The sequence below is a fragment of the Faecalibacterium longum genome, assembly GCF_040094125.1.
In the GTDB taxonomy this organism is placed as follows: domain Bacteria; phylum Bacillota; class Clostridia; order Oscillospirales; family Ruminococcaceae; genus Faecalibacterium; species Faecalibacterium longum.
In genome coordinates, this window is sequence record NZ_JBBNIH010000082.1 from 1 (window position 1) to 24,627 (window position 24,627).

Annotated in this window: 20 protein-coding genes and 1 riboswitch; of the genes, 7 read left to right on the plus strand and 13 right to left on the minus strand. The window is 58.1% G+C overall.

Annotation, left to right across the window (positions count from 1 at the left end; all coding sequences use genetic code 11):
* Positions 1-302 precede the first annotated feature (302 nt).
* A riboswitch (cyclic di-GMP riboswitch) is annotated at positions 303-378 on the minus strand.
* Between the two features lie 206 nt (positions 379-584).
* The 7 genes from acrA to coaD all read right to left on the minus strand — a co-directional run bounded on the left by acrA (position 585) and on the right by coaD (position 7,483).
* Positions 585-1,679 (minus strand): acryloyl-CoA reductase electron transfer subunit beta, encoded by a 1,095-nt coding sequence (gene acrA, locus AAAU26_RS02000; RefSeq protein WP_015565089.1) that lies wholly within the window; start codon positions 1,677-1,679, stop codon positions 585-587.
* A 21-nt stretch (positions 1,680-1,700) separates the two neighbouring features.
* Complete coding sequence (acrB, locus tag AAAU26_RS02005; protein WP_158394818.1) at positions 1,701-2,495, minus strand: acryloyl-CoA reductase electron transfer subunit gamma; 795 nt, start codon at positions 2,493-2,495, stop codon at positions 1,701-1,703.
* Positions 2,496-2,512: 17 nt separating this feature from the next.
* Positions 2,513-3,682, minus strand: coding sequence for an acyl-CoA dehydrogenase (locus tag AAAU26_RS02010; protein WP_015565091.1), 1,170 nt, complete (start codon positions 3,680-3,682; stop codon positions 2,513-2,515).
* 120 nt (positions 3,683-3,802) lie between these two features.
* Positions 3,803-4,675, minus strand: a complete 873-nt coding sequence (locus tag AAAU26_RS02015) for a 3-hydroxyacyl-CoA dehydrogenase family protein (RefSeq protein ID WP_149794635.1) — start codon at positions 4,673-4,675, stop codon at positions 3,803-3,805.
* Between the two features lie 92 nt (positions 4,676-4,767).
* The gene (locus AAAU26_RS02020; RefSeq protein WP_149794634.1) at positions 4,768-5,553 is read right to left on the minus strand and encodes an enoyl-CoA hydratase-related protein; all 786 of its coding nucleotides are present in this window, start codon (positions 5,551-5,553) and stop codon (positions 4,768-4,770) included.
* A 120-nt stretch (positions 5,554-5,673) separates the two neighbouring features.
* Complete coding sequence (locus tag AAAU26_RS02025; RefSeq protein ID WP_158394820.1) at positions 5,674-6,891, minus strand: acetyl-CoA C-acetyltransferase; 1,218 nt, start codon at positions 6,889-6,891, stop codon at positions 5,674-5,676.
* 88 nt (positions 6,892-6,979) lie between these two features.
* Positions 6,980-7,483, minus strand: coding sequence for a pantetheine-phosphate adenylyltransferase (gene coaD / locus AAAU26_RS02030; RefSeq protein WP_227619218.1), 504 nt, complete (start codon positions 7,481-7,483; stop codon positions 6,980-6,982).
* A 516-nt stretch (positions 7,484-7,999) separates the two neighbouring features.
* Between coaD and AAAU26_RS02035 the strand changes: the two genes are divergently transcribed.
* Entirely contained in the window at positions 8,000-9,346 is a 1,347-nt protein-coding gene (locus tag AAAU26_RS02035; RefSeq protein WP_227619217.1) for a butyryl-CoA:acetate CoA-transferase, read from the plus strand.
* Between the two features lie 48 nt (positions 9,347-9,394).
* On the plus strand, positions 9,395-10,675 hold the full coding sequence (locus AAAU26_RS02040; RefSeq protein WP_227619216.1) for an AI-2E family transporter: 1,281 nt from the start codon (positions 9,395-9,397) through the stop codon (positions 10,673-10,675).
* A 93-nt stretch (positions 10,676-10,768) separates the two neighbouring features.
* Here the strand turns inward: AAAU26_RS02040 and AAAU26_RS02045 are convergent, their stop codons facing one another.
* Both AAAU26_RS02045 and AAAU26_RS02050 read right to left on the minus strand, forming a co-directional pair.
* Positions 10,769-12,208: a radical SAM/SPASM domain-containing protein gene (locus tag AAAU26_RS02045; RefSeq protein WP_227619215.1), complete on the minus strand. Its 1,440-nt coding sequence runs from the start codon at positions 12,206-12,208 to the stop codon at positions 10,769-10,771.
* 140 nt (positions 12,209-12,348) lie between these two features.
* Positions 12,349-12,924 (minus strand): TetR-like C-terminal domain-containing protein, encoded by a 576-nt coding sequence (locus AAAU26_RS02050; RefSeq protein WP_227619214.1) that lies wholly within the window; start codon positions 12,922-12,924, stop codon positions 12,349-12,351.
* A gap of 307 nt (positions 12,925-13,231) precedes the next feature.
* Between AAAU26_RS02050 and proC the strand changes: the two genes are divergently transcribed.
* The 4 genes from proC to AAAU26_RS02070 all read left to right on the plus strand — a co-directional run bounded on the left by proC (position 13,232) and on the right by AAAU26_RS02070 (position 16,960).
* Positions 13,232-14,038: a pyrroline-5-carboxylate reductase gene (gene proC, locus AAAU26_RS02055; protein WP_227619213.1), complete on the plus strand. Its 807-nt coding sequence runs from the start codon at positions 13,232-13,234 to the stop codon at positions 14,036-14,038.
* Between the two features lie 3 nt (positions 14,039-14,041).
* Positions 14,042-14,821, plus strand: coding sequence for a glutamate 5-kinase (proB, locus tag AAAU26_RS02060; RefSeq protein WP_015565101.1), 780 nt, complete (start codon positions 14,042-14,044; stop codon positions 14,819-14,821).
* Position 14,822: 1 nt separating this feature from the next.
* Positions 14,823-16,085 carry a glutamate-5-semialdehyde dehydrogenase gene (locus AAAU26_RS02065; protein WP_227619212.1) on the plus strand — a complete coding sequence of 421 codons (1,263 nt, stop codon included), beginning with the start codon at positions 14,823-14,825 and terminating at the stop codon, positions 16,083-16,085.
* Positions 16,086-16,525: 440 nt separating this feature from the next.
* Positions 16,526-16,960 carry a methylglyoxal synthase gene (locus AAAU26_RS02070; RefSeq protein ID WP_227619211.1) on the plus strand — a complete coding sequence of 145 codons (435 nt, stop codon included), beginning with the start codon at positions 16,526-16,528 and terminating at the stop codon, positions 16,958-16,960.
* A 135-nt stretch (positions 16,961-17,095) separates the two neighbouring features.
* On the opposite strand, the gene AAAU26_RS02075 is transcribed toward AAAU26_RS02070, so the two are convergent.
* Both AAAU26_RS02075 and AAAU26_RS02080 read right to left on the minus strand, forming a co-directional pair.
* Positions 17,096-19,120, minus strand: coding sequence for an FAD-binding protein (locus AAAU26_RS02075; RefSeq protein ID WP_227619210.1), 2,025 nt, complete (start codon positions 19,118-19,120; stop codon positions 17,096-17,098).
* 271 nt (positions 19,121-19,391) lie between these two features.
* Positions 19,392-20,090, minus strand: a complete 699-nt coding sequence (locus AAAU26_RS02080) for a response regulator transcription factor (RefSeq protein WP_158394829.1) — start codon at positions 20,088-20,090, stop codon at positions 19,392-19,394.
* An 85-nt stretch (positions 20,091-20,175) separates the two neighbouring features.
* Here AAAU26_RS02080 and AAAU26_RS02085 point away from each other — a divergent pair, with 85 nt between their 5' ends.
* Positions 20,176-21,930: a sensor histidine kinase gene (locus tag AAAU26_RS02085; RefSeq protein ID WP_227619209.1), complete on the plus strand. Its 1,755-nt coding sequence runs from the start codon at positions 20,176-20,178 to the stop codon at positions 21,928-21,930.
* A gap of 157 nt (positions 21,931-22,087) precedes the next feature.
* Here the strand turns inward: AAAU26_RS02085 and AAAU26_RS02090 are convergent, their stop codons facing one another.
* Entirely contained in the window at positions 22,088-23,284 is a 1,197-nt protein-coding gene (locus AAAU26_RS02090; protein ID WP_227619208.1) for a pyridoxal phosphate-dependent aminotransferase, read from the minus strand.
* 66 nt (positions 23,285-23,350) lie between these two features.
* Positions 23,351-24,613 (minus strand): methionine gamma-lyase family protein, encoded by a 1,263-nt coding sequence (locus AAAU26_RS02095; protein WP_149794636.1) that lies wholly within the window; start codon positions 24,611-24,613, stop codon positions 23,351-23,353.
* Positions 24,614-24,627 lie beyond the last annotated feature (14 nt).

A 24,627-nucleotide genomic window follows, 5' to 3' on the forward strand; every position in this document is an offset into this window, starting at 1 on the left:
AGCTGGGACTCAGAAGTCATTCTTTTGTCTCAGCGCTTGGCGCTCAAGTATAATACCATACGCCGGGCCGGATGTCAACACTTTTTTGCAAGTTTTTTCAGGTTTTTTCGCGCTGACTCAAATCAGCTTCATCCTCTTGGATTCTTTGTGTAAGGCGTCCCGACACCGTAGACAAAAATAAAACCCCCACAGATGTTTCCTGCTCATCTGTGGGGTTTCGAGAGACATCATCACATGAACTGTTCCGGCGACTAAAAAAAGGAATCACGATACTCAAAAACAAAGTAAAGGCAATTCCTTAAAAATGCAACTGGCTACCATTTTACAGGCCCTTTAGCTTTGCGTCACAGCTTTTCAACTGCTTTGCTAAATATTCTATTCGCAAACTCTTTTTTGAGTCGATCACATTCAAGTGATTTTCCAGTGCCTGAGCACCTTCATCTCTCTGGATAGAATATACCATATTTCTTCTTTCCTGTCAATGGGAAAATCATAGGGTTTTCTTTCTTATTTATAATAAAAGTAAAATGCAAAAAGAGGGCAGCTCTCTCGAGCTGCCCTCCTGGACCTTATTTCTCAGCTGATCACTGAGCAGCCTTTGCTGCCTCGACCTGCTTGATGAGTTCGGGAACGACCTTGAACAGGTCGCCCACGATGCCGTAGTCAGCCACACCGAAGATGGGGGCGGACTCATTCTTGTTGACGGCAATGATGCACTCAGAATCCTGCATACCTGCGGTGTGCTGGATAGCGCCGGAGATGCCCAGAGCCACATAGATCTTGGGATGGACGGTCTTACCGGTCTGACCGACCTGATGATCAGCGGTCATCCAGCCAGCATCGGTAACAGCACGGGATGCGCCGACAACGCCGCCGCCCAGAGCTGCAGCCAGCTGCTCAGCCAGCTCGATGCCCTTGTTGACGTCCTTGCTGATGCCACGGCCAACAGAGACGATGACGTCTGCACCGATGAGGTCGACCAGCTTCTCAGCTGCCTTCTCAACGCTCAGGACCTCAGTCTTGATGTCGTCAGCGGTCAGGCTGAATGCGGGCTTCACGATCTGGCAGGCATCGGCCTTGGCCTGATCGAAGGGAGCCTTCTTCATGACGCCGGGACGGACGGTAGACATCTGAGGACGGAAACGGGGGCAAATGATGGTAGCCATCAGATGGCCGCCAAAAGCAGGACGGGTCATCTTCAGGTTGCGGTCCTCGTAATCGAACTTCTGCTTGGACAGGTCGATGGTGGAGCTCTCCTTCAGGAACTCGACATACTTTGCAGTGTCGATGTCCAGATGGGTAGCATCAGCGGTCAGACCGGTGTGCAGACGAGCTGCGCAGCGGGGGCCAAGGTCGCGGCCGATGTTGGTAGCACCGATCAGTAGGACCTCAGGCTTGTACTCGTTGACCATGTCGCAGACGACCTTGGCGTATGCGTCAGTGGTGTAATCCTTCAGCAGCGGGCTGTCGCAGACCATGACCTTATCGGCACCATAGCCGCCCAGCTCTTTTGCAATGCCTTCGACGTTGTCGCCCAGCAGCAGGCCGGTGACTTCGCAGCCCAGCTCATCAGCCAGCTTGCGGGCCTCGCTGACCAGCTCAAAATCAGTGGACATCAGTGCGCCCTGGCGCTGCTCGCAGAAGACCCAGACGCCCTTGTATTCGTTAAAATCAGCCATTGTAATCCTATGCTCCTTTCATCAGATCAGGTGCTTCTTGGCCAGGATACCAGCCAGCTGTGCAGTGGTATCGTCGCCAGTCAGCATAGTGCCTGCGCCCTTCTGCGGAGGAGTGAAGGACTTAAAGACGTTCGTCGGAGAACCCTTCAGGCCGATGGTATCGACCTCGATCAGCGGATCGTCCTTCAGAGCGTTGTAATCGAACACTTCCATCGGCTTGTCGTAGCAGGTGAAGATGCCATTGACGCTCATGTAGCGGGGCTGATTCAGCTCCTTGATGCAGGTCAGCAGGCAGGGAGTCTGCACCTTGACCATCATGTAGCCGTCTTCCAGCATACGCTTGACCGTGAGGCTGTTGCCATCCTTCTGGATGTCAGCAACATAGGTCACCTGAGGCAGGTGCAGCTTCTCAGCGATCTGAGGACCGACCTGTGCGGTATCACCGTCGATTGCCTGACGGCCGCAGAACACGACGTCCTCGGGGCCGACACCGATCTTATTGACAGCAGCAGCGAGGATCTGGCTGGTCGCGAAGGTATCAGAACCACCGAACTCACGACCAGAGACCAGAACAGCCTTATCAGCACCGCGGGCCAGCAGCTCACGGAGCATGCCCTCGGCCGGCGGGGGACCCATGGTGACGACGACGACTTCGCAGCCGGTCTCGTCCTTCAGCTTCAGAGCGGCCTCCAGAGCGTTCAGGTCATCGGGGTTGGTGATGGTTGCCATAGAGGCACGGTCCAGAGTACCATCCGCCTTGACAGCCACCTTACCGGAGGTATCAGGAACCTGCTTTACACAAACGATTGCTTTCATTGTAAATCTTGCCTCCCTTACTTCAGCAGCGCGCCGGAAATGACCATCATCTGCACTTCGCTGGTGCCCTCGTAGATCTCAGTGATCTTGGCATCACGCATCATGCGCTCGATGGGGTAGTCACGGGTGTAGCCGTAGCCACCGAACAGCTGCAGGCAGCGGCGGGTCACGTCGCTTGCGGTGCGGGCTGCGATGAGCTTAGCCTGAGCAGCCTCGACGCTGTAGCGGACCTTTGCACCATTCATAGCTTCCTGCTTCTTCAGAGCGGCAGCGTAGACCAGATACTTTGCAGCCTCGATACGGGCCTTCATCTCGGCCAGCTCGAACTGGGTGTTCTGGAAAGCGGAGATGCTGCGGCCGAACTGCTTACGCTCCTTGACGTAAGCGACGGTCTCCTGCAGAGCGCCCTCGGCGATGCCCAGAGCCTGGGAAGCGATACCGATACGGCCGCCGTCCAGAGTAGCCATAGCCAGCTGGAAGCCCTTGCCGCGCACGCCCAGCATACGGTCCTTCGGGATGCGGCAGTCCTCAAAGATCAGCTCGCAGGTAGAAGAACCACGGATGCCCATCTTATCCTCAGCCTTACCGACGGAGAAGCCCGGGTCGGTACGCTCCACGATGAAGGCGGAGCACAGCTTGGTGGGACGGCCCTTCTTGTCGAGGACCTTATCGGTAACAGCGATGACGATGAACACGTCAGCGTAGCCTGCGTTGGTGATGAAGATCTTGGAGCCGTTCAGCACCCAGTAATCGCCATCTTCCACAGCAGTGGTCTGCTGGCCCTGAGCGTCAGTACCAGCGCCCGGCTCGGTCAGACCGAAAGCACCCAGCCACTCGCCGCTGCACAGCTTGGGCAGATACTTTTCCTTCTGCTCGGGAGTGCCGTTCTCATAAATAGGTGCTGCGCACAGGCTGGTGTGTGCGGAAACGATAACACCAGTGGTGCCGCAGACCTTGCTCAGCTCCTCAACAGCCATGACGTAGGACAGGACGTCGCCGCCTGCACCGCCAACGGAGGTGGGGAAGTAAATGCCCATCATGCCCAGCTTGCCCATCTTCTCGACGGTCTCCTTGGGGAAATACTCTTCGGCATCGACTTTCTTTGCCAGAGGCTTGACTTCGTTTTCAGCAAACTCGCGGTACATCTTCTGCACCATCTGCTGCTGCTTGGACAGAGTAAAATCCATCGCTATATCCTCCTAACGGATGTTTTTCTTTCAGCACAGGGCAGCTACACTCATGTCCTGTGCAAACAAATTCCTCCCGGCCGTTTTCTTCGGGACGACCGAGAGAAATTTCAAACTAATTTACAGCTCGTCGACAGGGGTCTTGGTGCGGTCTGCGTTGTAAACGTAGAAGCCCTTGCCAGACTTGCAGCCCAGGTTGCCGCCGCGGACCATCTTACGGATGAGCGGGCATGCACGATACTTGCTGTCGCCGGTCTCCTTGTACAGGACGTCCATAATGGCGAGGCAGATATCCAGGCCGATGAAGTCGCCCAGCTCCAGGGGACCCATCGGGTGGTTGGCACCCAGCTTCATAGCGGTGTCGATGCCGGCGATGTTGGAAACGCCCTCCATCTTGATGAAGGCAGCCTCGTTGATCATCGGGATCAGGATGCGGTTGACGACGAAGCCGGCAGCCTCGTTGACCTGGACCGGCTGCTTGCCGATGGCAACGGAGATCTCCTTGATCTTCTCGACAGTCTCAGCGGGAGTGTTGCAGCCAGCGATGACCTCGATGAGCTTCATGCGGTCTGCGGGGTTGAAGAAGTGCATACCGACCAGAGGACGGCTGACACCCTTGCCGATCTCGGTGATGGACAGAGAAGAGGTGTTGGAAGCGAAGATGCACTCGGGCTTGCAGATCTTATCCAGCTCGCCGAAAGTGGTCTGCTTGACCTTCATATCCTCGAAAGCAGCCTCAACGACGAGGTCGCAGTCAGCGCACAGGTCTTCCTTCAGGCCCGGGGTGATAGCAGCGACGATAGCGTCAGCCTTCTCCTGCGTCATCTTGCCCTTAGCGACCAGCTTCTCATAGCCCTTCTTGATCTTTGCCAGACCATTCTCGGCCCACTCCTGCTTGATGTCACACAGAGCAACCGTGTTGCCCTCGACCTGAGCAAATGCCTTTGCGATGCCCTGGCCCATAGTGCCAGCACCGATAACACCGATCTTCATGGGAAATCTCTCCTTTATTATATCTTCTGAATGTAGTGCCTCTCCGTGCCTCCCCTTTCCGGGGAGGCATTGCAGAGGCGTTATGGTTTAGTTTAGTTGTTCGTGAACACTGCCTTGGGCTTCGGCTTTTCACGGCTCAGGAAGCAGGCCATGCCTTCCTTCTGGTCATGAGTCTCGAAGCAGTCGCCGAACAGCTTCTCTTCGACTTCGACAGCCTTCTCGATGGGGAGGCTGATGCCGTCGTTGATAGCCTTCTTGCAGTTGCGCACGGCGATGGGAGCGTTCTTGGCGATCTTGTTGGCCAGCTTCAGGACATTCTCCATCAGCTCAGCCTGCGGATACACTGCGTTGACCAGGCCAATGCGATAAGCCTCGTCAGCCTTGATGTTCAGTGCAGAGTAGACCAGCTGCTTTGCCATGCCCATGCCAACCAGACGTGCCAGACGCTGGGTGCCGCCGAAGCCCGGGGTGATGCCCAGACCGACTTCCGGCTGACCAAACACAGCGTTGTCGGAGCAGATGCGGATGTCGCAGCTCATAGCCAGCTCATTGCCGCCGCCCAGTGCAAAGCCGTTGACGGCTGCGATGACGGGGATGGGGAAGCTCTCGATCATCAGGAACACATCATTGCCCAATTTGCCGAAAGCCTCGCCCTCGGCCTTGGTCATGGTGCTCATGGAGCCGATGTCAGCGCCTGCCACGAAGCTCTTGTCGCCTTCGCCGGTCAGGACGATGCAGCGGATGGCGGACTGGTCAACTGCCTCAAAAGCAGCCTTCAGGTCTGCCAGGACTTCGGGGTTCAGGGCGTTCAGTGCCTTCGGGCGGTCGATGGTGATGATCTCGACTGCGCCCTGCACCTCGGTTTTTACAAATGCCATTGTGAAAACCTCCATTCAGGTTATATCTTATTCAAAACAGCCCCCGGACAAGGGGCAAGTCTCCGGTCTCGCCCACTGTCCGGGCTGCATCAATATCCGGAGTGACCCTTCAAAGGGAAATTAGTCCATCTCGACGATGGTTGCGCAGCCCATGCCGCCGCCGATGCACAGGGTAGCCAGACCCTTGTGAGCACCACGATGCTTCATAGCGTACAGCAGGGTGACGAGGATACGAGCACCGGAAGCGCCGACCGGGTGGCCCAGAGCGATTGCGCCGCCGTTGACGTTCAGCTTGTCCTTATCGAAGCCCAGAGCCTCGCCGACTGCGATGGACTGTGCTGCGAATGCCTCGTTGGCCTCGACCAGGTCCATATCAGCAACGGTCATGCCGGTCTTAGCCATGACCTTCTTGGTAGCAGCGATGGGGCCAAGGCCCATGACCTCAGGCTCGACGCCTGCCAGAGCACCTGCGACCCAGGTAGCCAGAGGCTTCACGCCCAGCTCCTTGGCCTTCTCTTCGCTCATGATGACCAGAGCAGCTGCGCCATCGTTGATAGCGGAGGAGTTTGCAGCGGTGACGATGCCGTCCTTGGTGAAGGCGGGCTTCAGCTTTGCCAGCACTTCGGGAGCGCTCAGACGGGGGCCTTCATCGGTATCGAACACGGTGTCGCCCTTCTTGCCCTTGATGACAACAGGAACGATCTCATCCTTGAAAGCGCCGTCCTTGATGGCCTTGTCAGCCTTCAGCTGGCTGTGGTAAGCGAAATCATCCAGCATCTCGCGGGTGATGGGGCTGTAGCCGTACTTCTTCTGATAGGTCTCGTTGGTGCAGACGTTCTCAGCGGTCATGCCCATGTGCTTGTTGAAGCCGCAGGCATCCCACAGAGCATCGTTGACCATGGTATCCACGATCTCGCTCTTGCCCATGGGAGCGCCCATGCGGTAGCCGTAGCGGCCCTTCATCATTGCGAAGGGAGCCATGTCCATGTTCTCCATGCCGCCTGCGACCACGATGTCAGCATCGCCGGCCTCGATCATCTGAGCAGCCATGTTCACGCAGTTCAGGCCGGAGCCGCAGACCACATTGACGGTGACAGCAGGAGTCTCGACGGGCAGGCCAGCCTTCAGGGAAGCCTGACGAGCGACGTTCTGGCCCAGACCAGCCTGGATGACGCAGCCCATGTAAACATGATCGACCTGCTCGGGTTTCACGTTAGCACGGTTCAGGGCCTCCTTGATGACGATGGAGCCCAGCTCTGCAGCAGGGACGTTTGCCAGGGTGCCGCCAAACTTACCAATAGCGGTACGGCAAGCAGATGCGATAACAATTTTCTTCATGTTAATAGCCTCCTGAATTTATATGTTTCGGGGTTTCGTAAAACTATTTATCAAAAAGCCCGAGGGCCTTTCTGCATTATAAAAGGTATCAGAGCGTTTTTCCTTCCGCCCGGAGCTGCTCCACTTTGGCGTGGATGGCATTCTCTACGTTGGGCGTCACGAACTTGGAGATGTTGCTGCCGTAGCGGGCAGCCTCCTTGACGATGGTGGAAGAAAGGTAGCTCCACTTGATGCTGGTGGCAAGGAACATCGTCTCGATGCCGGGCATCAGTGCGTGGTTCGTCTGGGCGAGCTGTATCTCGTTTTCGAAATCCGTCACCGCCCGCAGGCCCCGCACCATCACCGAAGCGTGGCGCTTCTTGGCGAACTCCACGGTCAGGCCGTCGAAGCTCTCCACCGTCACATTCGGGATGTCCTTGCAGCATTCCCGCAGCAGCGCCACCCGTTCTTCTACGGTGAACAGAGGGTTCTTTGCGCTGTTGATGAGCACTGCCACAATGAGCTGGTCGTTTATCTTTGCAGCTCGCTTGATGATGTCGAGGTGTCCTTTCGTGACCGGGTCAAATGACCCGGGGTAAACTGCTGTTGCCATCGGTATGGTCTCCTTTATTTGCGCGCTTTGGAAAAGCGCATTTGGTGTTGCCATGATAGCACTTTTCAGTTCCTGCTTCAAGTACCAGGCCGCATCGCCATCGCAATATCGTTAATTTTTAGTCAATTAACTTCGCACTGGGACGCATCATCTTGGTACACCCTTAGTAAACCATATCGTCAAAATTTTATCAAGTACTTTTTCGAAAAAAATTGTTTTTGCTATACCAAACAATCGCCACAAATACCTAAGAAATTTAGTTAAATTGTCCTGCGAGACATTTTTTCGCGGAAGAGGGCTTGATTATAATGTTTGTTAATGTTATAACTAAGCTGTGCAGGTGTGCCGCTGCCGGAGGCTTCTGCCCTGCCGACCCCAAGGATACCGCCGGGGTGTGATAAGACAGTGTCCGGACTGGGAAGAAACGGTAAATTTCCGGCTAAGATTTTGTCCCGTAGAATTGTAAATAATAAATTTACAATTCTTTTATGTTCTTAAAGGAGAGGATGGTTTATAATGGATTTCATGGAAATGTATGCCCAGAAAAAGATGACTGCCGAGCAGGCTGCTTCTCTGGTCAAGAGCGGCGACTGGGTGGATTACGGCTGGTGCGTCAACACCCCCGTGGCCGTGGACGCCGCCCTTGCCAAGCGCCTGCCCGAACTGGAGAACGTCAATTTCCGCGGCGGCATCCTGATGTGGGTGACTGAGATCTTCCAGATCGACGACCCCGCTGCCCACATGACCTGGAACAGCTGGCACATGGGCGGCATTGAGCGCAAAGCCATCGCACAGGGCTTCTCGTTCTACTCCCCCATCCGCTATTCGGAGCTGCCCCGCTACTACCGCGAGAGTCCCGACCCGCTGGACATCGCCGTCTTCCAGGTGACTCCGATGGACGAGCACGGCTACTTCAACTTCGGCCCCAGCGCTTCCCATCTGGGTGCCGTCTGTGAGAAGGCCAGGAAGATCATCGTGGAGGTCAACACCAATATGCCCCGCTGCCTCGGTGGTATGGAAAACTGTGTCCATATCTCCCAGGTCACCGGCATCGTGGAGGGCGACAATCCGCCCATCGGCCAGATGGCCGCTGCCGGCCCCGCCTCCGAGGTCGATTTGAAGGTCGCAAACCTCGTCGTGCCGCAGATCCCCAACGGTGCCTGCCTGCAGCTGGGCATCGGCGGTATGCCCAACGCCATCGGCAGCCTCATCGCCCAGAGCGATTTGAAGGACCTGGGCGTCCACACCGAGATGTACGTTGACGCTTTCGTGGACATCGCCAAGGCCGGCAAGATCACCGGCGCACACAAGCAGCTGGACAAGGGCCGTCAGGTCTACGCCTTCGGTGCCGGCACCCAGAAGATGTACGACTACCTCAACAACAACCCCGAGTGCATGTCTGCTCCCGTCGATTACACCAACGACATCCGCAGCATCTCCGCACTGGACAACTTCATCTCCATCAACAATGCGGTGGACATCGACCTGTTCGGCCAGGTGAATGCGGAGAGCGCCGGCGTCAAGCACATTTCCGGTGCAGGCGGCCAGCTGGACTTCGTGCTGGGCGCATACCTTTCCAAGGGTGGCAAGAGCTTCATCTGCCTGTCTTCTACCTTCTTTAATAAGAAGACCGGTCAGCTCGAAAGCCGCATCCGTCCCACGCTGGAAAACGGCAGCATCATCACCGATACCCGCGCCAATCTGCATTACCTCTGCACCGAATACGGCTGCGTCAACCTCAAGGGTCTGACCACCTGGGAGAAGGCCGAAGCCCTCATCAATGTGGCACACCCCGACTTCCGCGAGGAGCTTATCAAAGAGGCCGAGAAGATGCACATCTGGCGCCGCAGCAACAAAATCTAAACATCGCCGTACCGGCTCCTGCCGTCTGCGGCAGGAATGGAGTCACACATGATGGACAAAAAGCCGCACATCAAGCCCTATATCTACGGAATGCTCGCGGGCTTTGGTGCGATAAGTCTAAGCATCCTGTTCTTCTTCTTCATCTACCGCTTCGACGGGTTCGGCGACGCGGTCTCCAAGGTGACCGGCATCCTGATGCCCTTCATCTATGGTGCCGTCATTGCCTATCTGCTCAAGCCGGTGTGCAACACCATTGAGGGCTTTCTGCACCGTATCTTCCCCGAAAAGCTCCACAGCATGGCCAATATGCTTGCCATTGCGGCGACGCTTCTGTTCGGTGTGCTGGTGGTCTACGCCCTCGTGATGATGGTGGTGCCGCAGCTCATCACAAGCGTCACCTCCCTCTACTACACCGCGCAGACCAGCATCACCCGGTTCATGCGTTGGGTGAACACACAGAAAGTCTTTTTGGATAATGAGACACTGATGGGCTACTTCAACGATGCCTACGATGCCATTGCTGACAATCTGACCGCTCTGCGCACCACCCTGCTCCCCTCGCTGCAGAATTTACAAGGCATCCTGAGCGGTGTGGGCGTCGGCGTCATGAATGTGGTGATCTGGTTCAAGAACCTGCTCATCGGCCTTATCGTCGCCGTTTACCTGCTGGCCAGCCGCAAAAAGTTCGCCAAACAGGCCAAGATGATCCTCTACAGCGTCGTCAAGCCCCACTGGGCGCAGCTCATCCAGGAGGAAGTCCTCTACGCAGACAAGATGTTCGGCGGCTTCATCAACGGCAAGATCATGGACTCCGCCATCATTGGCGTGCTCTGCTACTTCGCCTGCATCATCTTCAAGTTCCCGAGCGCACTGCTGGTGTCGGTCATCATCGGCGTCACCAACGTCATCCCCTTCTTCGGTCCCTTCATCGGTGCCGTGCCTGCAACGCTGCTCATCCTCATCCAGAGCCCCATCAAGGCCATCTGGTTCGTACTCTTCGTTCTGGTGCTCCAGCAGCTGGACGGCAATGTTATCGGCCCGAAGATCCTGGGCAACACCACCGGCCTTTCGAGCTTCTGGGTGCTCTTCTCCATCCTGCTGTTCGGCGGTCTGTGGGGCTTCGTGGGCATGATCGTGGGCGTGCCGCTGTTCGCCGTCATCTATGACGTCATCAAGAAGCTGGTCTTCCACGGCCTGCGCCGCAACGGCCAGCTCGACCAGATGACCGTCTACCACGACGAGTTCGGCGATCCCGGCGACCCGGCTCCCGCGCCTGTGGAAGATGAAGGAACGGAAACCGAGATCGTCATTGATCCCGGCGAAGAATAAAATAACAAGATAAAGCCCCCATCCTCCCGGCTGCCTCAGCCGGTGAAGATGGGGGCTTTTCTGCGCATTTTTATGTTTGAAAGACCGATAAAGTCATTTCGCGTGAGCAGTGGAATGAGCCGGTTCCCAGTCCTTGTAATTCTCGTACCGGCTCTCCCTGAGGGTGACGTGCGACCAGATCTCGTCGGCTACAGGCTGCCAGTCGGCAGCATATGCACCGCACTTATCGCAGAGATGGTCTACGCTCTCGGGCGACTGCAAGTCGGTGCTGTGAGCACCGGTGTCATGCACCATCTGGCGCAGAAGCTCGGGGTTTTCCAGCATCGGGCAGGGACGCAGATGGTTTTTATTGAAGGGCTGGCCGTTGTGGTAGGCCATGAAGAGCGGGCTGCGGAGAATATCGAGGATGCTGCTGTCGTGGATGTTGGCGTTGGAATAATGGATAAAGACGCACGGCTCTGCATCGCCCGCCGAATTGATATGAAAATAGTTGCGTCCGCCTGCGATGCATCCGCCCACAAACTCGCCATCGTTCTGGAAGTCCATCGGATAAAACGGAATATCGCTCTTTTCTGAGCGGAGATACCGGATGCGCTCGATCATGTACTTGCGCTGAGCAGGCGTGGGCATCAGCTCCGGCGCAGCCTCGTTGCCTACCGGCATATAGTGGAAGTAGAATCCGAAGTGCGCGCCCTTGTCGCAGAGCATCCGCATAAAGTGGTCGCTGGTGACGGCTTCGAGATTGTCTCTGGTATAGCAGATGGAGGTGCCAAAAAGGATCCCGTGGGCCTTGAGCAAGTCCATCGCATTCATGACAGCGGCATAGTGGCCGTCGCCCCGCCGGGCATCATTGGTAGAGGGAGTTCCCTCGATCGAGAGCATGAAGGCGATATTGCCCAGTTTTACGACCTCTTCGCAGAACGGCTCATCGATGAGGGTAGAGTTCGTGTAAATCGCAAACTGCACATCGTTGTGCTTTTTTGCCAGACGGAGAATATCCGCCTTCCGCACCAGAGGCTCGCCGCCGGTGAGCATATAGAGATAGACCCCCAGCTCCTTGCCCTCGGTGATGATTTTGTCCATATCCTCAAAGCTGAGGTTGTTTTTGTGGCCGTACTCGCCCGCCCAGCATCCCACGCAGTGCATATTGCAAGCCGAAGTGGGGTCGAACAGGATCAGCCACGGAATGTTGCAGTGGTACTTTGTGCGGTTCTCGCGGATGGTCTTTGTCCCCCGGAAGAACGCCTCATAGCCAAGGTTGAGCGCCGTGGTGCGTGCCACGCTGGGCGCGGTCTGGTCGAGCACACAGTTGATGAGCTTCGACCACTTGCTGTCCGCATCGGTCAGTACTGCGCGGGCGTGCTCATACGTCTCCTCGCTGAACGAGTCGCCATAGAACTGCTTGGCGACGTCCACCATCTCGGCAAACGCCTTCTGACGGTCTTTTCTGACATGAGCCAGTGCCACATCCACCATCGTTCCGACAGCGGTACGCTGTACCTTATGGCTCAACGGCTCCAACGCGATACTCATAAAAGTCTGCCTCCTTGTGTGGGTCTTTGCCAGCCCTTTGTTTTGACAATACTTTAACATTTTTCCGACAAAGGTTCTATAAGCAACAAAAGCAGGGTGATAGTTTTTCTATCATCCTGCTCTGCTTGTTCAGATTTTTATCAGTCGTCGGTTTTTGATGCTCTGCCGTCGGTGCTGAAGCGCAGCAGCGCCCGCTTCAAATCACCATGCATCATGATGTTGAGCCGTTCGGCCATGATGGCCGGTTCGGTCTTCATATCGCGGCGTATCCATTCCAGCACCATACCCACAAAGCCATACTTATAAAAATCAATGATGAACTGCTTGTCCTCTTCCTGCACCGGGATGTTTTCACGCTCTACAAACATCCGCAGCAGAGGGTCAAGCATTTTATAGAGGTACTGCTCCACCTGTTCCCTGCTTACCGAGCGGTAGACGTTGAGCACCAGCACCCGGTTGTCCTGGATGCGCTGCAAGGCGTCCAGAAGCGCCTCGCTCCAGGTTTCAAAGTTTTGGCGGCCCTCCAGCGCCTCGGCGGCATCCTCCACCAGGATCCAGTCCACCAAATCGTAAATATCCTTGAAATGGTAGTAAAAGGTCATGCGGTTCACGCCGCAGTCCTCGGTAATGTCGTTTATCGTTATCTTATTCAGCGGCTTGCGGAGCAGCAGCTTTTTGAGCGATGCTTCCAGCGCGCGTTTTGTCGTCTGTGCCACGAGAATGCCCATCCTTTCGCGTTTGCCCCGTTCTGTGCGGAGTTTCCCAACTTCTATCTATTATGATACCTCATCCGCCCGTGCAGGTGCAAGCACCTTTTTCGACTTTTTCATGAACTTTTTATGTTTTCTTAAGATTTGGATAGCAAAAAAACCTGCGCCGCCGCAGCGCGTCTATCAGGAGCTTTCCGAAAAGCTTTGACATTTTCCGGCTTTCCTCTTGATTTCTCCCCCGGCCCTGCTTACAATGGAGACACAGAGGGGGGGAATCTCCCCTGTTCTTTTGATTGGGAAAGAGGTTTTTCTTATGCTGAATACCATCGGTTTCTTAGGCTGCGGCAACATGGGCGGAGCCATCGCCCGGGCCGTCTGCAAGGCGGCAGACCCGCAGAACGTCTGGCTGGCCAACCGCACCGCCGCCAAGGCAGAGGCTCTGGCCGCTGAGCTGGGCTGCAACACCACCATCAACGACGAGGTGGCAGGCCGCTGCGACCTCATCTTCTTAGCCGTCAAACCCCAGATGATGGAGGAGCTGCTGGCACCGCTCCGCTTCACGCTGGCCGAACGGCCCAGCCGCTTCGTGCTGTGCAGCATGGCGGCGGGCCTGTCCATCGCCCGCATTCAGGAGATGGCGGGCAGCGACTGCCCCGTCATCCGCATCATGCCCAACACGCCCGCTTCGGTGGGGGCCGGTATGATACAGTACTGCACCTCCAATGTCACCGCTGAGGAAGAGGCCGAGTTCCTGAAATTGATGGCCCCCGCCGGGCGGCTGGATGCTGTGCCGGAAAGCCTCATCGACGCGGCCAGCTGCGTGTCCGGCTGCGGCCCGGCCTGGGTGTACCAGTTCATCGAGGCGCTGGCCGACGGCGGCGTGGCCTGCGGCCTGCCCCGTGCCAAGGCGCAGGAGTACGCCGCCCAGATGGTCCTGGGCAGCGCAAAGCTGGTGCTTGAGAGCGGCCAACACCCCGGCGCACTCAAGGACGCCGTGTGCAGCCCCGGCGGCAGCACCATCCAGGGCGTGCGGGTGCTGGAAGAAAAGGGCCTGCGGGGCGCGGTGATGGACGCCGTCATCGCCTCCTACAACAAGACAAAAGAGATGGGGAAGGGTTGATCTATGCGCATCGTAGTCAAAGTCGGCACCTCCACACTGGCCCACTCCACCGGGCGGCTGAACATCCGCCACACCGAAGAGCTGGTGAAAGTGCTCAGCGATTTGAAGAACGCCGGACATGAGGTCATCCTCGTGTCGTCGGGTGCTATCGGCATGGGTGTGGGCAAGCTGTCGCTTTCCGCCCGCCCTACCGATATGTCCTCCAAGCAGGCTTGTGCCGCCGTGGGTCAGTGTGAGCTGATGTACACCTACGACCGGCTGTTCAGCGCCTACGACCACACGGTGGCGCAGATTTTGCTCACCGGCGTGGACATCGAGCACGCCAGCCGCCGTGAGAACATCCAGAACACCCTCACCCGTCTGCTGGAGCTGGGCGCACTGCCCATCATCAACGAGAACGACACCGTCGCCACCGACGAGATCACCTCCATCGGCGACAATGACACCCTCGCCGCCATCGTCACCTGCTGCATCAAAGCTGATCTGCTGGTGCTGCTGAGCGACATCGACGGTCTCTACACTGCCAACCCCCACACCCACCCGGACGCAAAGCTCATCCCGCTGGTGGAGGACATCACGCCCGAGGTGATGGCGCTGGCCGACGGAGCCGGCTCGGCGCTGGGTACCGGCGGAATGTCCACCAAACTCCGGGCCGCCCGGATGGTGACCTCCAGCGGAGCTGACATGGTCATCGCGAACGGCGCCCACCCCGAGCTGCTCTATGACATCGCCGAGGGCCGTGCCGCAGGCACCCGCTTTGCGGCCCACAGACAGGAGGCATAACATGACCACACAGGAAATTCTGGAAGCCGCCCGCGGGGCCAAGACTTCCGTTGCCCTTTCGGACAGCGGCACCCGTGATTCTGCCCTTCTCGGGATGGCTGATGCCCTCTGCGCACCGGAATCCATGGACGCCACCCTCGCCGCCAACGCCGAGGACATGGCCGCCGCCAAGGGGCACATCAGCGACGTCATGCTGGACCGCCTCGCCCTGACGCCCCAGCGCATCGAGGCCATGGCCAAGGGCATCCGGGACGTTGCCGCCCTGCCCGACCCGGTGGGCCGGGTGCTGAGCCGCATCGAGCGTCCCAATGGCCTCGTCATCGAGAAGACCGCCGTGCCGATGGGCGTCATCGCCATCATCTACGAGAGCCGCCCCAACGTCACCAGCGACGCTGCCGCCCTCGCCATCAAGAGCGGCAATGCCTGCATCCTCCGCTGCGGCAAAGAGGCGTGGCGCTCGGCCAACGCCATCGTGACCACCCTGCGGCAGGGCCTGCGGGCAAACGGTCTGCCTGAAACAGCAGTCTGCCTCATTGAGGACACCACCCATGCCTCAGCCAACGCCCTGATGACCGCCGTCGGCTATGTGGACCTGCTCATCCCGCGCGGCGGGGCCGGACTCATCCGTGCCTGCGTCGAGAACGCGAAAGTCCCCTGCATCCAGACCGGCACCGGTATCTGCCACATCTTCGTGGACGACACCGCCGACCAGACCAAGGCGCTGGACATCATCGAGAACGCCAAGGCCAGCCGCCCCAGCGTCTGCAACGCCGAGGAAGTCTGCCTCGTCCACAGCGCCATTGCGAGCGAATTCCTGCCGAAGCTGGCCCAGCGCCTCGGCCCCGACCGCACCGCCAAGGGTCTGCACCCGGTGGAACTGCGGCTGGACGAGCGCGCTGCCGCCCTCATCCCCGGCACCCCCGCCGGGCCGAAGGACTTCGACACGGAGTTCCTCGACTACATCCTTGCGGTGAAAATCGTGGACAGCGTGGAGGAAGCCATCGCCCACATCGCGGCTCACTCCACCGGCCACAGCGAAGCCATCCTGACCCGGACTGACGCCCACGCTGCCCTCTTCACGGCGGCAGTGGACAGTGCCGCCGTCTACGTCAACTGCTCCACCCGCTTCACCGACGGCGGAGAGTTCGGCCTAGGCTGTGAGATGGGCATCTCCACCCAGAAGCTCCACGCCCGGGGACCCATGGGCCTCGGCGAGCTGTGCAGCTACAAGTACATCATCCACGGCAACGGTCAGACCCGGTAATTTTCGGGTTTTCCCGGGATACATCACCCTTTCGGTAAAAATTTTCTCCACAGGCCGGGGCTGAATGCCTCAGCCTGTATTTTTGTTTCATCGAGATGGACCGTTTTTTTCTCAAGCACACTTTTGGTTGAAAAAGTTTTGCAAATACATCCGAGAATAATTCCTTGTATCCAAATTTTCTCCATTCTCCACAAAGCCATAGTCATACTTTTGCCATTTTATCTTGCAAAAATCACAACAAACCTCTTGACATACGGGCCTTCTGCGGGTTAAATTTAAAATGAGGGTGTGATTCAACACAATCGCACTGGTTTAGTCTGTTTATCGAGAATTGTTCTCCGCAAGACTTCAACTTTTCAGACCGTTTTACTGCGGAGAACACTCTTCCGAGCATATCCGCCCACTCACAACACTATACTTGGAATGAAGGAGAGAGCGTTATGACGATTGCTATTCTTGCACATGATTCCCGCAAAGAGCTGGCGTTGCAGTTCTGCACAGCTTACAGCGGCATCCTATCCCGCAACACAGTCATTGCCACCGGCACCACCGGTCGGATGCTGACGCAGGCCACCGGCCTGCCCGTACACTGCTACCTCTCCGGGAAGCTGGGCGGTATCCAGCAGATCTCGGCCCGGGTGGCCTGCGACGAAGTAGACCTCGTGCTCTTCTTCCGCGACCCGCTCAAGGCCGAGAACGGCAGCAGCGAGCAGAACCTGCTGCGGCTGTGCGATATGCACAGTGTGCCGATTTCTACCAACATCGCCACCGCCGAAGTGCTGCTGCGCGGCCTCGACCAGGGCGACCTCGACTACCGTGAGGGCATCCATCCCGACATCGTGGAGCCGCTGCCCGTCCATCGGGCCGTGTGCTGAGCCTGTTTTTAAGATTTTTTCGCCATTTGTGGTTTTGTGTATAGAGGGTTTTCGACAAAGAAAGACACCGCAGAAGCTTTCACACTTCTGCGGTGTCTTTTTATCTTATGCGCTCAGGTACCACTGAGGGATAACTTATTCCAGACCGCCCATCTGCTTGATTGCCTTGATGGCGTAGGTCAGGGTGCGGCCCATAGCCACGCCTGCCATCAGGCAGGGATAGTTGTTGGCGAAGAAGGAGCCGGACATATCGCCGGTGACATACAGGCCTGGCATCGGCTTGTTGTCGTTGTCCAGAGCCTGACCCTTGTCGTTGATGGCAATGCCCTGCTCGGTACACAACAGGGAGGCACCCAGCCAGCAGCCGTAGAAGGGAGCGGTGCGGATGGCGCTCAGACGATAAGCGGGCTTGCCGAAATCCTCGTCGTTCTGCTTGTCGTACAGCTCGTTGTAACGCTCAACGGTAGCAAGGAAGGTGTCCTTGGCCTCGCCGGTGAAGCCCAGCTTGTCGGCCAGCTCCTCGATGGTGTCGGCCTTGAAGAAGACGCCCTCCTTCTCTGCATTGTCCATCTGCTTCTGGATATACTCTGCGCCGGCATTACGGGTCTGGGCAGAGCAGCCGATGGTGTGGAAGCGCTTTGCGTCCTCCAGAATGTTTGCGTCGCAGATCTGTGCGTAGACACGGCCCGGCTGATGAGCAGCAGCGTAGACGATGTCGTTGTAGGGGCTGCTCTCGTTGGCGAAGCGCTCACCGTTGCGGTTGACCTTCAGGAAAGGCTGAGTGCCGGGGTTGTACTGGCGGATGGGGCCGGGGAAGGCCTTGCCGCCAAAAGCGGAGTCGCTTGCCACATAACCGCCGTCCACGCCGGGAGCCACGATGCCGCGGTCGAACAGCATGGGAGCAGCTTCCTTGTCGAGGTTTGCACCGGCCCAGACAGCGGCACGGATGCCGTAGCCCTTATCGGCCGGAGAGTAAGAGCAGGCAGTGGTGACGGAGGTACCCAGCGGGTCCAGCTGCTCCATCATGTAGGGGTTGCCGGGGAAGCCGCCGCAGGCCAGCAGAACGCCCTTGTTGGCGTTGTAGCGGATGAAGTGGTCATCCTCGGTGCTCTGGGCGATGATGCCGGTGATGCGGCCAGTGGAGTCTTTCTCCAGCTTTGCCAGAGAGGTCTTGAAGTCCACATCGTAGCCCAGCTCCTGAATGTACTGCAGCAGCAGCTCGTTGCGGGCTGCGCCGGAGCTGCGGTCATAGGTGTACTCGATCTCGGGGTACATATAGTCGGTGTTGTGCTCGGCGTTCTCGGCAGGCCACTTAGCCTCATCGCCGTAGGTGTAGACCATCTTGACACCGTACTTGTCTTCCATGATGGAGCGGATGAACTCGATCATCTCCCCGGACTCGTTGATCCAGGTCTTGACAACGCGCTGGTCGCACTTGCCGGAAGCGTAGCGGGAGATCTCGCTCAGCAGCTTGGCACGGTCCATCTTGATGCCCTGTGCCTGTGCGCCGAAGCCGTCCACAGCGCCGACCCAGTGACGGGTATCCTGCACGTTGCCGTTCTGCTCGATGACGCGGAAGTTCAGGCCGTTGGCGGCAGCATAGGCGGCAGCGAATATACCGCCGTTGCCTGCACCCACGATGAGGATGTCGGTGTCCACGGTCTCGGTGATGGCAGCCTCGTCGATGTCAGGCTCCTTGCCCAGCCAATCGTTTTCGTCACCGGTGGGCAGCTGGACGGAGGTCACAGTAGCCTCGCCCTTGGCCTGAGCGTAACAGCTCTTGGCTGCCTTCATAACAGCGTCGGAAGTGATGGTGGAACCGGAAACGCCGTCGATCTCAGCAGAGCCTGCAGCCATCAGCTGCTCACGCAGCTGGTCGGCAGCAGCAGCGCCGTAAGAAGCGGTCTCGCCGGAGGTATCGACCACAACGTCGGTCACAGCGCTGTCGGAGAAGGTCATGGTGACCTTGACGGTAGAAGAGATGCCCTCAGCAGTACCCTCATAGGTGCCGGGGATGTAGGTACCGGCTGCACCGGAAGCAGCAGGTGCGGCGGTGGAAGAGCTGGCAGCATTACAGGCAGCCAGAGCACCGGCAGTCACACCAGACATGGCAGCTGCGGCAGCGATCTTCAGAAAACCTTTACGGGAGATCTTGTTCATTTTGCGTGGTTCCTTTCTTCGTGTCTTTTTCTTCTTCTCTATTCTTTCTCATAGCTCCGTGCAGCGGCAGACCTTCTTGCACTGCCGCCCACATCGTTCGATAATAATTTAACACAAATTCAAGGGTCTGTCTTTTAAGAATCCTTAAACATCCTAGCCATTTCTTAGTTCAATTCTGGACATTCTCGTTAATTATTTGCTTAACAAGTCCAAAAAAAGCACCGACTGCTTAAGTTTCCTTAAGAAGTCGGTGCTCTCATCAAAACGATTCTTAAACCTTGCCGCCGTCCGGCTGGAAGACATAACCCTTGCCCCAGACATTTTTTAAGTAGACGGGCTTTGCCGGGTCGGGCTCTATCTTGCTGCGGAGGTTGTGGATATGTACCTGCACCGTCCGCACATCGCCGAGGCTTTCCTTGCCCCATATCTTCTGGTAGAGCTCGTTGGCTGTGAAGAAGGTGTTCGGGTAGCGGACGAAGAGGGTGAGGATGCGATATTCCATGTCGGCCAGATGGACGCTGCGGCCATCCTTCTCCACGCTGTGGCTGTTGGCATCCAGCGTGAAGGCCGCGCAGTGGTAGCCGTTGACGCTGGGCTCTGCGCCGTCCATCTGCACCCGGCGGATGTTGGCCATGATGCGGGCCAGCAGGATCTTGTTATTATAGGGCTTTGCCAGAAAGTCGTCGCCGCCCATTTCCAGCGCGCGGACGATGGTGTCGGTATCGTCCAGACAGGATGTGAAGATGATGGGGCAGTGGTGCCAGCTGCGCAGACGCTGGCAGAGGTCTACGCCGTTGGTGTCCGGGAGAAGGATGTCCATCAGGATGACATCGAACTTTTCCCGCGCATGGCTCAAAGCGTCGCCGCCCGTCTCTGCACAGACCACCTCAAAATTCTGCTGACTTTTCAGAAAATAGCATGTGGTGTCGCGGATCACGGGGTCATCTTCCACCAACAATACGCGGATCATCCTGTCAGCCCTCCCCTTTTTTCGCACGATTTGATATACTATAGTATACCTTATTTTTTGCACATCTACAAGGGGAGGCATCGCCATGAAGCAAAAATGGCCCATTCTGATTTTCTCCGCCCTGCTTACGGCCTTTATCGTGCTGGTCGGTATCTGGGGCAACGCACAGTTCGAGCATCTGCACAGCGGCAGTGTGCTCACAGCCCAGCACGCCGCCCAGGGCATTGCACTGGACGGCTGGCGGCAGGAAGCCCCCGGCCAGTGGCACTTTACTTTCACGGTGGGAGAAGACATCCCGTCCCTCACCCTCTGCGTCACCAACACAGCGGTACCGCTGGCCCCTGAGAGCCTCACCAGCCTCGAGCGCTCGGGGGAGCTGTATGCACTGGACGTCACGCCCGGCGAGACGGTGGAGCTGGTGTTCACCTGTGGCCGCAGCCCCCAGACATGGCTGATGACTTCCGCCTTCGCCTCCCGGGCATTCCGCTTCCGCACCATGACTCAGCTCATCGCTCTGACGGCCTTTGTGACCATGGGGATGGTGCTGCTGGCGCTCTACCACTATAAGCACCTGCCGGAGCTGGGGTACTTCCTGCTCTACCTCGTCATTATGAGCGCCTGGGCGCTGATGGTCTTCTTCTTCCCGGCCATCCGAAACCGTCTGCTCCAGCGCATCCTCCGCTCCTTCTTCTCCCTCACTGTGCTGGCCTCGGCACTGCTGGCGGCAGGGCTGCTGGGGGTAAAACTGCCCCGCTCCGGGCGGGGGCTCCTTGCGCTTGCCGCCGGATGCGTCGTCTTCTTTGCGCTGTCCACGAGCAGCTATCCCCCGCTGCGGGTCGGGATGTTGGTAGCGGGCATGTGCCTCTGCCTTTATTACTTAATGGCCGCCGTGAACGCAGACTATGAGGGTGCCGCTCTGATGCTCCTGCCCGGTGCTGTCACCACCGGCTTCCGGGTCTGGGCGCTAATGCCCGGGCTGGACAGCGTGCTTTTTGTGGAGTCTGTCCCCTTCTACCTGCTGCGCTGCGCCCGCCTCTACGACCTTCCCTTTGCCATCGGCTGCATGGTGTTCGTCTGCCGGAGGTTTGCTCTTCTCTTCGACCGCACCGAGCAGCTGGCCCGGGAGCTGGACGCCCGGGTGGCAGAGCGGACAAAAGAGCTGACCGCCGAGACCGAGGCCCGCAAGAGCATGATGCTCAACATCTTCCACGACCTGCGCAGCCCTCTCTTCGCCGTCAGCGGCGGGCTGGAAACACTGGAATCGGCCCCCGAGGCCCTTCCGGCCCTACTTCCGGCTCTGCGTCAGCGCATTGAATTCCTGCGGCGGCTGACGGAAGACCTCTTCCTCGCGGCAAAGCTCGAGCAGAAGCAGATTCTGCTCAACGAAGACCGCGCCGCCCTCAACGAAGAAGCCGCCGCCGTCTGCGCCGCCTGCCGGAGCGAGGCCGACCAGAAGGGCGTCGAACTCCATGTCAGCGCCGACACGCCTCTGCCTGTCTGGGGCGACAGCGTGCGGTTGCAGCAAATTATCCAGAACCTTGTCACCAACGCCATCCACTATACTCCCGCCGGGGGCAGCATCCATGTGGACTGCCGCGCCGAGGGCGAAACGGCCTGCGTCAGCGTACAGGACACCGGCTGCGGCATCGCACCGGAAGACCAGAGCGCTGTCTTTGACCGATACTTCCATACCACCGCTGACAAAAAGCACGACTCCACCGGCCTCGGCCTGACCATCGCGCAGGAGCTGGCCCACCTCCACCACGGCGAGATCACATTGCAAAGTGAAGTCGGCAAGGGCAGCATTTTCACGCTGCGGCTCCCCTTACTTACAGACTGAGAGGGCAAGGCCGCTGATAAGATCTATCTCTCGATAGAGAAAGAGGACATCACGCAAAAAAATCGCATGATGTCCTCTTTCTTATCGCAATTTTCAAAAATAGTGCCGGTCAAAACTGCATCTTTGCGATATGCAGTTTGCGGCTGTTGCTTGTGCATTAAAAACGCAAACTGCTATATTTCAGCAGCTCCGTCAGCTTTGCCAGACGATGCACAGCCTCGTCCAGCACGTCGGTGCCGCGGGCAAAATGCATCCGGATGAGGTGGTTGACCGGCTCTTTGAAGAAGCTCGAACCAGGGACAGCCGCCACACCGATGTTCTTTATCATCCACTCACAGAATTCCAGGTCGGTCCAGCCCTTGAACTGGGGCAGGGAGAGGAAATCCGAAATGTCTATCATGACAAAATAAGTACCCTGCGGGACGTTGTGCTTGAGACCGATGGCATCCAGCCCGGCAAGGAAGTGGTCGCGCTTCTCGGTGTAAAGAGCGCGCAGACCTTCATAGTAGCTTGCGGGCATGGTCAGACCGGCGACGGCGGCCTCCTGCAGGGGTGCGGCTGCACCGACAGTCAGGAAATCATGCACCTTGCGGGCGCCCTCGATGACGTAGGCCGGGCCGATGAGGTAGCCCAGACGCCAGCCGGTGATGGAGTAGGTCTTGGAGAGGGAGTTGCAGGTGATGGTGTGCTCGAACATACCGGGCAGGCTGGCCATGCAGATGTGCTCTGCCGGGGCGTAGACGATGTGCTCGTACACCTCATCCGTCACCACAAAAGCGTCATACTTGATGGCAAGCCTGGCGATGGCTTCCAGCTCGTCGCGGCGGAAGACCTTGCCGCAGGGGTTGGAGGGGTTGCAGAGGATAAGCGCCTTGGCACCCTCGGCAAAGCCCTTCTCGATGAGGCTCAAATCGAACTCATACTCCGGCGGCACTAACGGGATGTAGATGGGTTCAGCCCCCGAGAGGATGGCGTCTGCGCCGTAGTTCTCGTAAAACGGCGAAAAGACCATCACCTTGTCGCCGGGGTTGCAGATGGTCATCATGGCGGCCATCATGGCCTCGGTGCCGCCGCAGGTGACGCAGATTTCCGTGTTGGGGTCCACCTCGTGGTGGAGCGCCGGGCTGGTCTTTTTCGCCAGCGCCTCCCGGAAGTTCTGCGCACCGAAGGTCACGGCGTACTGATGGGGGCCGTCGTGGGCGGCTTTGGCCAGCGCGTCGGTCAGCTCCTTCGGCGGGTCGAAATCAGGGAAGCCCTGCGACAGGTTGATGGAATCGTATTGGTTGTTGATGCGGGTCATCCGGCGGATGACGGAGTCGGTAAAGGTGCCGACGCGGTCGCTTAATCGTGGCATTTTTTGATCCTTTTCATCTTAGACTCCCCTCGAGAGGGGAGTTGTCACCGAAGGTGACTGAGAGGTTCAGTCCTTAAAATACGCATTCTGCACAGCCAGCAGGACGCCTGCGCGGCTGGCGGCGAAGTTCAGGCCGCCCTGCAGGTAGCAGGTATACGGCTCACGCAGCGGGCCGTCGCAGGAAAGCTCGATGGTGCTGCCCTGGGTAAAGCTGCCGCTGGCCATGATAACTTCGTCGGTGTAGCCCGGTTCCGGAGAAGGTTCCGGGGCGGCATAGCTGTCCACGGGGCTTGCGGCCTGAACTCCCCGGCAGAAGCCGATGAGGGCGTCCGCCGTACCAGCATCAAAGCAGGTGACGATGTCGTTGTGGGCCTCGCAGTAGCGAGGGATGGGCTTTTTGCCCACCAGTTCCAGCAGGCACTGGGCGTAGATGGCCGTCTTGATAGCCTCGCAGACCACGCCGGGGGCATAGTAGAAGCCCAGATACATATCGCGGGGCGTCTCGAGGGTGCAGCCCAGCTCCTTGCCGAGGCCGGGGGCGTTCAGGCGGTAGGCGCAGAGCTCCACGAGGTCTTTTCGGCCTGCGATATAGCCGCCGGTGGGGGCAATGCCGCCGCCGGGGTTCTTAATGAGGCTGCCCACCACGAGGTCGGCACCTGCCTGGCAGGGTTCTTCCTTCTGGGTGAACTCGCCGTAGCAGTTGTCCACAAAGATGATGATGTCGGGGTTGGCGGCACGTGCGGTGTCGGCGACCTTGCGGATGGTATCGAGGTCGAAGGCGTTGCGCTGCAGGTAGCCGCGGCTGCGCTGGATGTGGCAGACCTTCGCGCCCGGGGCTTTCTGGGCGATGAGCTCATAGTCCGGGGTAAAGTCGGCCTTCAGCGGGGCCTCGTCGTACTTGATGCCGTAATCCATCAGGGTTCCGGTGCCTTTGCCCTTGCCATCCAGACCGATGACGCCTTCCAGCGTGTCATACGGACGGCCCGTGGCAGCCAGCAGGGTATCGCCTGCCCGCAGCAGGCCAAAAAGAGCCACGGCCAGCGTGTGGGTGCCGCTCTGGAACTGGCTGCGCACCAGTGCATCTTCGGCGCCCATCACCTCGGCAAAGATCTGCTCGAGCTTGGCGCGGCCGGTGTCCCACAGGCCGTAGCCGGTGGTACCCAGCATATCGGTGGAGGACATCTGGGTGTCCGCAAAGGCTTTCAGCATCTTGAGCTGGTTGTAGTCGCGGATGTCCTCCATCTGCTTGAAGTAGGGCTGGCAGAGCTCGAGGGCTTTTTCATCCAGCGCCAGAACTTCGGGTTTATAATCGAAAAAGTGATTTAACATTGACATTATAATGA

Excerpts from the sequence above, each read along its gene's own strand:
- acrB (WP_158394818.1), bottom strand. The coding sequence starts at position 2,495 with ATGAAAGCAATCGTTTGTGTAAAGCAGGTTCCTGATACCTCCGGTAAG.
- AAAU26_RS02075 (WP_227619210.1), bottom strand. The coding sequence starts at position 19,120 with ATGAACAAGATCTCCCGTAAAGGTTTTCTGAAGATCGCTGCCGCAGCT.
- proB (WP_015565101.1), top strand. The coding sequence starts at position 14,042 with ATGCGCATCGTAGTCAAAGTCGGCACCTCCACACTGGCCCACTCCACC.
- AAAU26_RS02090 (WP_227619208.1), bottom strand. The coding sequence starts at position 23,284 with ATGCCACGATTAAGCGACCGCGTCGGCACCTTTACCGACTCCGTCATC.
- AAAU26_RS02015 (WP_149794635.1), bottom strand. The coding sequence starts at position 4,675 with ATGAAGATCGGTGTTATCGGTGCTGGCACTATGGGCCAGGGCATCGCA.
- coaD (WP_227619218.1), bottom strand. The coding sequence starts at position 7,483 with ATGGCAACAGCAGTTTACCCCGGGTCATTTGACCCGGTCACGAAAGGA.
- proC (WP_227619213.1), top strand. The coding sequence starts at position 13,232 with ATGCTGAATACCATCGGTTTCTTAGGCTGCGGCAACATGGGCGGAGCC.
- AAAU26_RS02080 (WP_158394829.1), bottom strand. The coding sequence starts at position 20,090 with ATGATCCGCGTATTGTTGGTGGAAGATGACCCCGTGATCCGCGACACC.
- AAAU26_RS02035 (WP_227619217.1), top strand. The coding sequence starts at position 8,000 with ATGGATTTCATGGAAATGTATGCCCAGAAAAAGATGACTGCCGAGCAG.
- acrA (WP_015565089.1), bottom strand. The coding sequence starts at position 1,679 with ATGGCTGATTTTAACGAATACAAGGGCGTCTGGGTCTTCTGCGAGCAG.
- AAAU26_RS02085 (WP_227619209.1), top strand. The coding sequence starts at position 20,176 with ATGAAGCAAAAATGGCCCATTCTGATTTTCTCCGCCCTGCTTACGGCC.
- AAAU26_RS02065 (WP_227619212.1), top strand. The coding sequence starts at position 14,823 with ATGACCACACAGGAAATTCTGGAAGCCGCCCGCGGGGCCAAGACTTCC.
- AAAU26_RS02025 (WP_158394820.1), bottom strand. The coding sequence starts at position 6,891 with ATGAAGAAAATTGTTATCGCATCTGCTTGCCGTACCGCTATTGGTAAG.
- AAAU26_RS02045 (WP_227619215.1), bottom strand. The coding sequence starts at position 12,208 with ATGAGTATCGCGTTGGAGCCGTTGAGCCATAAGGTACAGCGTACCGCT.
- AAAU26_RS02020 (WP_149794634.1), bottom strand. The coding sequence starts at position 5,553 with ATGGCATTTGTAAAAACCGAGGTGCAGGGCGCAGTCGAGATCATCACC.
- AAAU26_RS02095 (WP_149794636.1), bottom strand. The coding sequence starts at position 24,613 with ATGTTAAATCACTTTTTCGATTATAAACCCGAAGTTCTGGCGCTGGAT.
- AAAU26_RS02010 (WP_015565091.1), bottom strand. The coding sequence starts at position 3,682 with ATGGATTTTACTCTGTCCAAGCAGCAGCAGATGGTGCAGAAGATGTAC.
- AAAU26_RS02040 (WP_227619216.1), top strand. The coding sequence starts at position 9,395 with ATGATGGACAAAAAGCCGCACATCAAGCCCTATATCTACGGAATGCTC.
- AAAU26_RS02070 (WP_227619211.1), top strand. The coding sequence starts at position 16,526 with ATGACGATTGCTATTCTTGCACATGATTCCCGCAAAGAGCTGGCGTTG.